Annotated in this window: 11 protein-coding genes and 1 pseudogene; 2 read left to right on the forward strand and 10 right to left on the reverse strand. The window is 40.0% G+C overall.

Annotation, left to right across the window (positions count from 1 at the left end; genetic code table 11):
- Positions 1-133: 133 nt before the first annotated feature.
- The 5 genes and pseudogenes from RCG24_RS12365 to RCG24_RS12385 form a co-directional block, all read right to left on the reverse strand.
- Entirely contained in the window at positions 134-418 is a 285-nt protein-coding gene (locus tag RCG24_RS12365) for an RpnC/YadD family protein (protein ID WP_308077119.1), read from the reverse strand.
- A 19-nt stretch (positions 419-437) separates the two neighbouring features.
- Positions 438-1,094 (reverse strand): RpnC/YadD family protein, encoded by a 657-nt coding sequence (locus tag RCG24_RS12370; RefSeq protein ID WP_308077120.1) that lies wholly within the window; start codon positions 1,092-1,094, stop codon positions 438-440.
- A gap of 284 nt (positions 1,095-1,378) precedes the next feature.
- A pseudogene (locus RCG24_RS12375) lies at positions 1,379-2,795 on the reverse strand (NAD-dependent succinate-semialdehyde dehydrogenase).
- A 34-nt stretch (positions 2,796-2,829) separates the two neighbouring features.
- Positions 2,830-4,197, reverse strand: coding sequence for a 4-aminobutyrate--2-oxoglutarate transaminase (gene gabT / locus RCG24_RS12380; protein WP_308077121.1), 1,368 nt, complete (start codon positions 4,195-4,197; stop codon positions 2,830-2,832).
- Between the two features lie 25 nt (positions 4,198-4,222).
- Positions 4,223-5,599 (reverse strand): amino acid permease, encoded by a 1,377-nt coding sequence (locus tag RCG24_RS12385; protein ID WP_308079169.1) that lies wholly within the window; start codon positions 5,597-5,599, stop codon positions 4,223-4,225.
- A gap of 516 nt (positions 5,600-6,115) precedes the next feature.
- Between RCG24_RS12385 and RCG24_RS12390 the strand changes: the two genes are divergently transcribed.
- Together RCG24_RS12390 and RCG24_RS12395 are read left to right on the forward strand one after the other, a co-directional pair.
- Positions 6,116-7,174 carry a sigma-54 interaction domain-containing protein gene (locus tag RCG24_RS12390; RefSeq protein WP_308077122.1) on the forward strand — a complete coding sequence of 353 codons (1,059 nt, stop codon included), beginning with the start codon at positions 6,116-6,118 and terminating at the stop codon, positions 7,172-7,174.
- A 38-nt stretch (positions 7,175-7,212) separates the two neighbouring features.
- On the forward strand, positions 7,213-7,512 hold the full coding sequence (locus tag RCG24_RS12395) for a helix-turn-helix domain-containing protein (protein WP_308077123.1): 300 nt from the start codon (positions 7,213-7,215) through the stop codon (positions 7,510-7,512).
- 58 nt (positions 7,513-7,570) lie between these two features.
- Here the strand turns inward: RCG24_RS12395 and glaH are convergent, their stop codons facing one another.
- The 5 genes from glaH to RCG24_RS12420 all read right to left on the reverse strand — a co-directional run bounded on the left by glaH (position 7,571) and on the right by RCG24_RS12420 (position 12,290).
- Positions 7,571-8,509, reverse strand: a complete 939-nt coding sequence (glaH, locus tag RCG24_RS12400; protein ID WP_308077124.1) for a glutarate dioxygenase GlaH — start codon at positions 8,507-8,509, stop codon at positions 7,571-7,573.
- A gap of 364 nt (positions 8,510-8,873) precedes the next feature.
- Entirely contained in the window at positions 8,874-9,200 is a 327-nt protein-coding gene (locus tag RCG24_RS12405) for a DUF3870 domain-containing protein (RefSeq protein WP_308077125.1), read from the reverse strand.
- Between the two features lie 29 nt (positions 9,201-9,229).
- The gene (lhgO, locus tag RCG24_RS12410) at positions 9,230-10,447 is read right to left on the reverse strand and encodes an L-2-hydroxyglutarate oxidase (RefSeq protein ID WP_308077126.1); all 1,218 of its coding nucleotides are present in this window, start codon (positions 10,445-10,447) and stop codon (positions 9,230-9,232) included.
- A 14-nt stretch (positions 10,448-10,461) separates the two neighbouring features.
- Positions 10,462-11,121, reverse strand: a complete 660-nt coding sequence (locus RCG24_RS12415) for a GntR family transcriptional regulator (protein ID WP_308077127.1) — start codon at positions 11,119-11,121, stop codon at positions 10,462-10,464.
- Positions 11,122-11,459: 338 nt separating this feature from the next.
- Complete coding sequence (locus RCG24_RS12420; RefSeq protein ID WP_308077128.1) at positions 11,460-12,290, reverse strand: MBL fold metallo-hydrolase; 831 nt, start codon at positions 12,288-12,290, stop codon at positions 11,460-11,462.
- Between the last annotated feature and the right edge of the window lie 12 nt (positions 12,291-12,302).

The raw sequence follows: 12,302 nt of genomic DNA on the forward strand, positions 1-12,302 counted from the left end.
CACCAAAAAAGGCGCCTGATACTCATACCAGGCACCTCATTCAAGCTTATTTCAAATATGATTAGCAACTTCGTAGTTTCACAAAAAATAGGGCCTGACCTTAACGTAATAAACAGGCATCAGGCACTAACTCCTATATTTGTTTTCCTAGTTCTTCAATTTCGGCATAATCTAGATTTGTGACTTTGGCGATAAATTCAATTGAGAATCCTTCTTTTAAAAGATTGAGGGCTATTTTCCGTTGTGCATCGTGTTCGCCTTTTTGCTGTCCTTCCTGCATTCCCTTCTCCATTCCCTCTTTCATTCCCTTCTTAATTCCCTCCTTCATTCCCTCCAATATTCCCCGTTCTCTCCATGAATTTGGTAATTTTAAAATTTGCTCCGACTCATCCCTGTCTAATTGTTTGATCTCTTCCATCAGTTTTTTCTCCTCACTTTCATTTAAGGTTAAATATGTTCTCAAAAAATCCAATAATAAGTTCCATTTTTGCTGGGTTAATTTCCATTTTTGCCAACATCCTCATGAATTCCTTTTTTACCTGCACTCTTTCTTTTAGAGAATAGCCCATTTTGCTTAATAAAGCAGCAGCAGCAGGATTATTGGAATGAATGAAGTTCCGCCAATTTAGTTTCCGCAATTCCAGCATTAAAAAATGAAAAGATAATACATGAAAAAAAGGAAAGCTAATAGAAAAATCATTTCGTTCGACCCGCTTCTCATCATAGCTGAAAATCGCAATGGGAATGATTGGCTTTCTATATCTATTATAGAGTAAGCCAAAATAATGATACATTCTCTCATTGAAATCTGACTGACCGTAACTTTGTGGTTCTACATGAATGATAATGAGCGAATCCGTCCCTTTAACTTTGGCTTCAATGACGATATCCGCTCTCTTGCTTTCACCTTCAAAAAGATCTGTGAAAACCTCTTCTGACAGCGGTTTAATGAACGAAAAATCAATATAATGATGAACTTCCGGGAAAAAAGCTTCTAAAAATTCAGCGAAAAACGTGTGGATTAACTGCTTGAATAATTGATCGTGGTGAATATACTGACTGGGAGCTTCTCGTACTAACATTTCTAAAGACATTTTAACACATCCTTCTTAATTGATTAAGAGGACTGTTCATGGATGTCTAACTGATGTTAGTATATCACAAAAACATTTCGCAAACAAATGTTCCTGTTGTTTAATATTATTTCCCACCAATTTGCCCCATGTTTCCCTACCTTAAAAAGGATAAAAAATATTAATTTTGTCCTGTGACTAGAAAATTTGAATCCTAATTCAATGAATTATTAGATCCTATCACCCCAAATATAGGTGCCAAAACCTTGGCACCTATTGCTCCATCACCGTAAGCCTTGTATATATTAAAAGGCAACCGAAATGTATTTCACTTCAAGATATTCTTCTATTCCGTGATGTCCGCCTTCTCTTCCTAAACCGCTCTCCTTTGTTCCTCCAAACGGGGCCTGAGCAACTGTTGGGAGTGCATCGTTAAGCCCGACAATTCCATATTCCAGCTGTTCACTAATTCGAATCGCTCTGCCTAAATTTTGCGTATAAACATAGGCTGCTAACCCGTATGTTGAATTGTTTGCCCTCTTAATGACTTCTTCTTCTGTTTTAAATGTTGCCACCGGTGCAAGTGGGCCGAACGTCTCCTCATACATGCAAATCATATCATCCGTTACATTTGAAATAATGGTCGGTTCAAAGTAGTAACCATCCTCAAGGCTTGCTCTGTTGCCTCCCATCAGGACTTTGCCGCCCTTCTTGACGGCATCATTTATTTGCTCTTTTACCTTATCAATTGCATGCAAATCAATCATTGGTCCGACATCCGTTCCATCATCTAATCCATTTCCAATTTTTAATTGCTTGGCAGCTTGACTAAACTTTTCATTAAATTCGGCCTCAATCGACTCGTGTATATAAATTCGATTTGTACAAATGCATGTCTGACCTGCATTTCTGAACTTAGAACTGATAACACCTTCTACCGCTTTATCAATATCAGCGTCATCCATTACAATGAATGGAGCATGGCCGCCTAACTCCAAAGAGATTTTCTTTACCGTATCAGCCGCACCTTTCATGAGCTGTTTACCAATCTCGGTGGAACCGGTAAATGTAAGCTTTCGGACTCGGTCATTCTTGGAGCCATGTATCACCAATCGCTCTTGCATCCCCAGTGACCACATTCAATACCCCTTTAGGAATACCAGCCAAATGACCAAGCTCCACAAGTTTAATCGCTGTCAGAGGTGTTTGCCCTGCTGGCTTGATGACCGCAGTACAACCGGCTGCCAGCGCCGGAGCCACTTTCCGGGTTATCATCGAGGCTGGAAAATTCCATGGGGTAATCGCTGCAACAACACCCACTGGCTGTTTTAGGACAAGAATTCTTTTATTCGGGTGTGAGGAAGGAATGGTTTCACCATAAATTCGTTTTCCTTCCTCCGCGTACCAGGAAATATAACTGTTAGCATTATTGATTTCAGCAATGGCTTCCTTTAGCGGTTTTCCTTGCTCGCATGTCATAATGCGGGCGATATCCTCAATGTTTTCTCCTATTAATTGAAACCACTTCATCAGTAATTGACTGCGTTCACCCGCGGTTTTCACCGACCATTCCTTAAAAGCAGCATAAGCAGCGTCAACAGCTTTTTTCGCTTCTGCTCGGCCCCCTTTCGGAACGGTGGCAATCACCTGATTAGTAGCGGGGTTAATCACCTCAATGATTTCCTTGCTCTCACTATCTACTCTTTCCCCATTAATATGCATTAATTGCGTACTCATTTCAATTCTCCATTCTTCTTTAAAATTGGTTCATCAGCTGATGCTTATGGAACAAAGACATGCCTGCTTCAATTGCATGCTCTAAAATAGTTAAGCCTTCTTGTAATTGTTCGTTTGTAATCACTAACGGCATAAGGAGCCGAATCACATTCCCGTATACACCGGCACTAAAAATCAACAGTCCTCTTTTGTTTGCTTCCTTGATAATCAGATTAGTCAATTCCTTGGATGGTTCCTTCGTTTCCCTGTCAGATACGATTTCCATGGCACACATCGCGCCAAGCCCTCTTATATCACCAACGCATTCATACTTCTGATAAAACTCTTGAAATTTATTCATGACGATACTGCCAATCTCAGTTCCGCGCTCATTTAGACCTTCTTCTTCAATGATATCCAATACTGCCAATGCCGCACTACACCCTAATGGGCTTCCGCTGTAAGTTCCGCCAAGCTCTCCTGGTTCGGCGGCATCCATGACTTCTTTTCGCCCAATCACACCACTGATTGGTACTCCCGCTCCCATAGATTTTGAGATCGTAATTAAATCTGGAGTAACACCAAAGTGTTCAATCGCAAAATAACGGCCGGTTCTGGCAAACCCTGTTTGAATTTCATCTGCGATAAATAAAATTCCATGTTCCTTACATAATTCATAGACTCCCTGTACAAAGCGTTTACCTGGAACGATAAAACCTCCTTCCCCCTGTACCGGTTCCATTGCAACAGCAGCAATTGTTTCCGGAGCAACTTCACTAATAAAGAAGTTTCGAAATTCTTGAAGCACATACTCTTCATACTGCTCTTCCGTTAACCCATCAGGACGACGGTACATGTATGGAAATGGTGCTCTATACACTTCAGGAGCGTATGGGCCAAATTCAAATTTATATGGCTTAACTTTACTTGTCATCGTCATTGTCATTAATGTCCGGCCATGATACCCTCTGGAAAAAGAAATGACTCCTTGTCTTTTAGAATATTTGCGGGCAATCTTTACGGCGTTTTCGACTGCTTCTGCCCCGCTATTTTGCAACAGAACTTTCTTGTCATGATCTCCAGGAGCCAAGCTAGCGAGCTTTTCCGCCAGCTTAATATAGGATTCAAACATCATGACATTAAATCCTGTATGGATAAACTGATCTACTTGTTGATGGAGAGCTTGTTTCACTTTTGAGTGTCCATGCCCTACATTCATTACTCCAATTGCACCAACAAAATCAATGAAAGTATTGCCGTCAACATCCTTGATTAGCGCCCCTTCCGCTGACTCCGCAAACGCAGGAACACCATAGCTGACTCCCCTTGGCACAATATTTTCCCTTCTCTCTACTAAATTTTTAGACTTTTCTCCCGGTATACTAGTCGAAATTTTTGCATAATTCATGGTAAATCTCCCTTTCATGTATTAGTTAATATTTAATTGGAGTCTGGCGTGTTTTGTTTGATTCGACTGTTTCTAAATGGATCTCAGCTGGATTATAAGCCAAGCCGCGTTTATGATAAAAAACAAAGTAAGAGCCGATCACCAAGATGGTCAGGATGGAAGTTAGATAGAATTGTAATCTCATTGAGTCGATAAAGGCTTGGGCAATAAAGATTGAAAATATGATGAGAATCGTGGCATAAGTTAGGTAGGGGAATAGCCACATTTTCACTTTCAGCATACCCGGATTTTCTTTTTCTCTTTTTCTTCGCAAAAGAAGATGGGAGATAGCGATGAATATGTACATCACAATGGTCACTCCGCCTGAACTGTTAGCCAAAAAGGAGAATAAGGTATCGGGTGAAATAAATTTAAACAAGGTGAATACATAAGCAAAAAACACACTTGCCGCTAAAGCCCAAATCGGCACCCCTCCTTTATTGACATTTGCAAGAAATTTTGGAGCAGATCCTTTTTTGGCCAGCGAGTACAACATGCGGGAGCTTGTATACAGTCCCGAATTTAATACAGAAAGCAACGAGATAAAAATTACCGCATTCATAATTTGGGCTGCAGCGGGAAGGCCTGCCATATCAAAGACACTGGCAAACGGACTCTTCAGTAAGTCTTTTGCATTCGGCGGAATCACCATTACCAGGACTGCTACAGAACCAACAAAGAAAAGCAGCAGCCGCCACACAACCGCGTTTATCGCTCTAATAATATTTTTTTGTGGATTTTCAGATTCACCAGCAGCAATGGCTGCTACTTCACTCCCTGAAAGTGAGAAGGTAATAAAAATCACCCCAAGAATCACCGGAAGCCAGCCATGGGGCATAAAGGCACTTACCGAAGCTAAACTGGATAAACTTTGTGTTTCAACCCCGGGAACGACACCAATAATGATTGCAGCACCGAGCCCGAGAAAAATAACGATCGCTGCAACTTTCATTAAGGCCAGCCAGTATTCAAATTCCCCATAAGATTTTACAGAATAGATATTGGTAATTGCCATTAAAATAGGAAATAAAAGTGTTGCTGACCATGCAGGTATCATTGGCAGCCAAGTATTCACCATCTCTCCCAGTAAAGTGGCCTCAATTGTCACGATAATAACCCAATTAAACCAATACAACCAGCCGATGGTATATCCTGCCCATGGACCGATGGCTTGATGGGCATAGGTGGAAAACGAGCCGCTATCAGGTTGTATAGCTGCCATTTCACCAAGCATCCGCATAATCAGAACGATGACCAGCCCTGCCACGATATAAGACAGCAGCGCTCCCGGCCCTGCAGACATAATCATGGTGCCGCTTCCTATAAACAGCCCCGCCCCGATCACACCGCCAATCGAGATCATTGTGACATGCCTGTTTTTTAAACCATGTTTCAATTCACTATTTTGATACTCCAATTTACATTCCCCGCTTTCAAAGTTAATATTTTCTTCTTTATTCTTAACTTTATATGCTGCACATTAAATCTTTGCTGTTGCTTTGTAAGCCCTTTCGTTTTATGCATCACCACCGTTTTTATTAAATTAACAACATGAACATGTTGTTTTATTCGCAAGAATCATGCCAAAAATTAATTTGTCGTAATTTCAGTAATTGGGCACAAAGCAGATGGAATAGTGATTCATTTTTGAATTAAATGAAGAATTTATTGATTCGTTTGTTGATTATTGATTCATTTTTGAATCATATGATCCCTGCAAGTAAAAAAATATCTCCCCATGATTATGAAGAAACTCCGAAATCATCGTTATTCACTTTTGAATGAAAAAAATTTCCTATTTCATTGATAAATATCAGGAATTTTTGGAATTGTGTTATAATTGGTAATAAGAAATTAAATTTTAATGAAGGAGATTCCGATGTCCGTCACAGAAAAGATATTAGAAAAAATCATTGAAACATCCAACAACAACATCACCATCACAGATGGGAATGGCATTATTTTGTATACCAACCCAGAACATTGGTCTGTTTATACAGATGATCCCGATTCATATATTGGAACGTCTATTTATGATCTTCAAGAGCAAGGGATTCTATCACCTTCCATAACTGCGCTTGTGCTAAAAGAAAAAACGCCAATCCAAATTATGCAACATACGAAGAAGGGTAAAATTATCATGTCAAATGCCTATCCCCTTTTCAATGAAAAGGGGGAAATTGTCCGCGTCATCAGCTATGCCATTGATCAAACAGAAATTAGCAACCTGCAGGAACAATATGAACAACTAGAACGAAAATTAAAAGGCTATCAGGCAGAAGTAGAGGAATTGAGAGGAAAAGAAGAAACACTGTACCGAAGCAAGCAAATAGAACATATTGCAAAAACTATTCAAAGGTTGGCCAACACAGATGCCACTGTATTAATGCTGGGTGAATCCGGTGTTGGAAAAAGTATGTTCGCCCGAAAACTCCACACCCTCAGCCACCGTAAAAATGAACCGTTTATCGAAGTGAATTGCAGCACCATTCCACCAAGTTTATTTGAATCGGAAATGTTTGGTTATGAATCTGGCTCCTTTACTGGCGCTCAAAAACAAGGAAAACAAGGACTAATCGAACAAGCCAGAAATGGTACCTTATTTTTAGATGAAATCGGAGAGCTTCCTTTATCCATCCAGGCAAAGCTATTAAAAGTTTTACAAGAAAAAAAGTTTACCAGAATTGGCGGCTACAAAGAACGGTATGTAGATTTCAGGCTGGTCACAGCCACCAATAAAAATTTAGAAGAAATGGTCGAAAAAGGGGAATTCCGTCTTGATTTATATTACCGATTACATGTCATCCCGCTGCATATTCCTCCTTTACGCGAACGAAAGGAAGATATTTCTTTATTGATTAATCACCATATGAAACAATTAAACAGGAAATATGAGACCAAAAAAAATTACATCCCTCCGTATATGAAATCCTCCTAACCTATAAATGGCCCGGAAATGTTCGTGAGTTGGAAAACTTGATAGAGCGGCTCATCCTAACTACCGAGGACACCATCATCCGCCCGAATTCATTACCTTCTTACATTGTTAACTCTGAAACAGCTACATATGATGGTGCTACCCAGATGGAACATTTCCTAATCGAGGAACAGGATTTAAAAACCGTCATGGAGCGTGTGGAAAAATGGATGATCAAGAGAGCTTACAAAGAATGTAATTCAACATATGAAATGGCCAAATATCTTGGCATCAGCCAACCTTCCGTCATCCGTAAACTAAAAAAATATAAAAAATCATTACCTCCAAAAGGGGAATAAAGCAACAAATCCATTTCCCTTTATGGAAAATGGATTTGTTGTCTCTGTTTAGTTCGAATTATTCATGAAAACGCCCCCGCTGCCGCATTAGTTCACGGTTTAAGTTTGGATCCTTTTCAAAAGCTGCCCGGCCGTGAAGCCAAAAGATATTATTAACGATGACCAGATCGCCAACCGGAAGTTCCAATTCAATGACACTGCTATCATTTTCCAAGGAATAAGACAGATCGTGTAAATATCTTGCTTGTTCAATTGTTTCAGGGTATGCGAATTGATCAATGAAACAGATACCCGGCTTGTTATTGTAGTTAAAGAATGTTGGCCGCTCTACCTCTTGGCTTACATTTTTACTGCTTGGTGCCTTATAAGTAAATTTATGGCTTGCTAACGGATGTTTCACAAAAACGTCTAAATCCTTCCAATCGTCAAGGTGTAAGAGCCTTGATTCACCACCGCGGGCATTTTGTTCTACCATTTTCATCATTAAAAGCCAATCGGTCGGTTCATCAACAAACGTTCCATCTGTATGAAAGGTGAATAAACGGTATGCCTGGCGCAAATAAGAATCGCTGTTATCCGTGTCTTTTACGGTAAAACGTGCATAATATTTACCGGACATCGCATCAAAGTTTGGCGTACCAATCAAATGGGAAATAGCGGTTGCAAAAATAACATACTCATCCGTGTCCTCAGTCACCCCTCGCAAACCTAAAGTAAAGCCGCCGGACTCTCGATCATTAACGATACCCTTAAGAAGTTCGCCAAATTCTTCCCCCACTTGATCCAATAAATAGGAAGCAACCAGAAAGCGTGCATAAGGCGTGTACTCCAACTGCTGCACAGAAACGCCTTCCAGCTTTACTTTATCAAGAAAATTAGCAAGGCTGTCTTTTGACAATTCAATGTGGTACAAACGGTTGGTTTGCGGATGGCTCTTAACTTCATACTGTTCCGTTTTCTTTTCAAATTTCGCTTGGACTTTTTCTGCAATACTCATGTTTTCTTCCTCCTGTTTTCAGTAAAATATTATTTTGTCAACAGGAAATATAAAAAGCCAGTCGCATAAAGCATTCCTAGTCAATCTAGGAACCTCTTTATACAACTGGCTTATATTCACTTCACTGCCCTATTGGAATATAGAGTCACAGCGAATATTACAGTCTTCTGTTCATTTACTTTCCCGTTTGCCTATTCCAACTGTCTACGGTTTTGAAATGGCATTTTTCAAAAGATAAACATGTTGTAAATAGTGCTTATTTGGTACTTTATCATCTCATGTTATAGTTGTCAAATCATTTCTAATGTTTAAAAAATTCTTTTGATGATCCGGGTAATGACCAACACTATTTTCTATCTCTATATTACTTTTCATCCGATTTCATTTGTTCATAATGAACATGAAGATCCTTTAATGCGGCGACTAATGCATTGGTTCCCTTGCCATGATAATAGTTTTGAATGGCGTGTATCGCATCATTGATTCCATCATTCAAACTATGCCCCTTTAATATCTCCCCAATAAACCGCCGTCCATATTCGGTAGCCAATGTACAAGATGCCTCGAGGATGACTCCGTATTTTCGGTCGATTTCGGCTGTAATCGTTAAAGTTTCAAACACATTTTTAGCTGCCATTCCTTGTGGCAAACGTGCATGTCCCGCAATAAAAAGAGTTTTTCCAGTAAACATATGAATCTACCTCTTCCATTCAATAATATTTAAATGATCTGCTTTGTTTCTATTAATTTCGTTTGCGCAGGAATACGTCTTACCACTTCTTTCCCAATTTCGATAGATGCTGTGGCTGCAGGCGAAGGTGCATTACAAACATGAATCGACTGCTTCCCCATGATAATATGGAAGTCGTCTACCATATTGCCATCATACTTCAATGCTTGAGCTCGGACTCCCGCTGGTGCTGGAATCAGATCGTCCTCCTGAATTTCCGGAATTAGCTCCTGAAGACTTTTGGTGAATTGCTTTTTACTAAAAGAGCGAACATACTCCTCCAGTCCCTCTTTCATAAATTTACCAGCCAGCTTCCAAAAGCCTCCATAAGTTAACACTTCGGTCAGATCCTTTGCATTAAAATCTGTCTTTTTGTAGCCTTCCCGCTTAAAGCTTAATACCGCATTTGGGCCGGCATCTACCTCACCACTGATCATCCGCGTAAAATGAACCCCAAGAAACGGGAATTTAGGATTCGGAACAGGATAGATCAGATGTTTAACAAGATACTGTTTTTCTGGTTTTAATTTAAAGTATTCACCACGGAACGGCACAATTTTCATGTCTGTTTTATACCCTGCTGCCTCCGCGACACGATCGCTATGCAGGCCGGCACAGTTAATCACCATGTTTGCCGTTATCGTTCCCCGGTTCGTTTCAATCGTTACTAGATTTAATTCCTCGTGAATCTTTTCAACCTTTGTATTTAAGCGAATCTCACCGCCATTTTCTTTAATGATCTCAGCAAATTTTTCGCTTACTTGACGGTAATTCACAATCCCTGCCATTGGAACACGAATGGCAGCAAGGCCATTGACATGCGGCTCAATTTCCTTTAATTGATCCGGAGTAATTTTTTGAATCGTTAATTCGTTTTCCAATCCTCGTTGGTATAAATTTTCAAGCAGCGGCAGTTCTTCAGGCTTGGTTGCGACAATAACTTTCCCACAAATATCGTGTTTAATCCTGTACTTTTGGCAAAATTCTCTCATCGACTGGCTTCCTTGGCGTGCAAACCGCGCCTTAAAGCTACCTGGCTTATAATAGATGCCTGAATGGATAACCCCGCTATTGTGGCCAGTTTGATGCTGCGCCACAGCCGGCTCCTTTTCAATCACCACTACCTTTGCATTCGGAAACCGTTCATAAATTGCCATTCCTGTTGAAAGGCCAACAATTCCTCCCCCAACAATTGCAAAATCAAACACTTACATTCCCCCCTTTATTTTTTGTTCAGCTCTTCCATATACTCAATCAAGTTATTTTTTGTTCGTAAAATATGGTATTCAACGACAGCTCGCAGTTCAGAAGGATCACCCCTTAATACCGCTTGATAAATCATCCGATGCTCTTGCAGCGTTTCCGCGTAATAATCAACGAGCAAATTCGGGGCAATCGGTGAAATACCAAGTGTTTCAACCATTTTTTGAACCCTTGGCCATGGACAACCTTTTCTTAATGTTTCATGAAAAGCGCTATTTAGCTGAGTATATTGATCATTGGTTGCATCCGATATTTCCAATTCTTCCATTTCCGAGAGTATTTCTTCTAATCTTTTTTTATCGGCCTCTGTTAAAAATGGAAGGGATTTTTCAACTGCTAGCCCCTCCAATAATGCACGGGTATGGTATATTTCCTCAATGTTATCCCGGGTTATAGGAGTGACAATCGCTCCTTTATGCGGGACCATCTCTACTAATCCTTCCATCTGGAGCTGTGTTAAGGCTTCCCGGATCGGCATACGGCTTACTTCCAGCCGTTCAGCCCATTCTTCCTGAATCAGACGGTCTCCCTTTTTCAATGTTCCATCTAAAATAGCTTTTCTGAGACGATTCGTCACATATTTTACGACTGTTGACTTTTCTTCACTATTTTTACTCAAATACATCCACCTCTAACATAATTGGATACAATATCTATAATATATCAGTAGATTTTATAGAATTCAATAAAAAATTATAATATTTTGTATCCAATTAATCTAATTTTGGATACAATTCCAAGGCATAGTAACCTTCTTTCAATAATTAAAGATAATCTAGGAACCCACCTACACCACAATGAATTAAAGGACGACTTATTTTTGATACCAGGCGGTAAGCTGAGTACCCTGAACCGTAAAATCCGAGCCATTAACGAGGTCCTATAAGTTGCTCATGAGAACTGGGCATACTAATTTTACCGTTCCCCGTTCTCATAAGCTTTTTTTCAGCAAGATAGTCAAAAAGTGAAAGACCTTTTATCTTGCTCCTGAAGAACCGAAGTAACAATATGGATAGAACTCCACTCTCCCGACGAGAAATAGGAAATCGGGTATTTTTTCGGAAATAAAGTAATTGCGATTTCCTTTGACGGCATTCCCTTTCCGTGAAGATCAATGATTTTTCCCTGTAACTCCAGCAAATAGTCCAGCTTTCTTTCTAAAGCTGTACGCCCTCTCTTCAAGTAACCGGCATGACTGCAAAATACATCGCCAAAATCATAGGTCAAGACCTTTTTCAATGATTCAATAATGGTTGGTACACTTTCTTCGCGTAAAATCACTTTTGTCCGCTCTTGGCAGTATAAATCACCTGTAAACAGCTGCCCGGTTTCACGATTTAAAAAAGCTACATGATCGATGGCATGCCCCGGAGTCTCGATAACCTCCCAGACTGCATTGGGGGAGTTAAAGATTTTTCCAATAGCTTTTGCCCGGAATGGCTTCCTCCTGCCCCAAAATATTTTTCGATATAGTGGGTAATCATCCTTCCTTCCGCAATATTCAATCATACGATGATTCATAAAAAGAGGAATTTGACGCTTTCGCTGCAGCATTTCTGCGCAACCGGTATGATCTTCATGATAGTGGGTAATAACGATTTGTTGGATATCCAGATTTTCAAAAAAAGGGGTAAATTCCTTTTCTAAAGACTTTGCAGCCGTATCGATTAAGACGCCATCCAAGAGGAAGCAATGAACATTTAATTTAACACTTTTAAACTGAATGGTTCCGTTTCCCATTTGCACCCCATTAACTGTCGTTTGCGAAAAATTTTTCTTTAATAGCATGAAAAGCCCCCT

Origin of the sequence: Neobacillus sp. OS1-32 (assembly GCF_030915425.1) — a bacterium.
Lineage (GTDB): Bacteria > Bacillota > Bacilli > Bacillales > Cytobacillaceae > Neobacillus > Neobacillus paridis.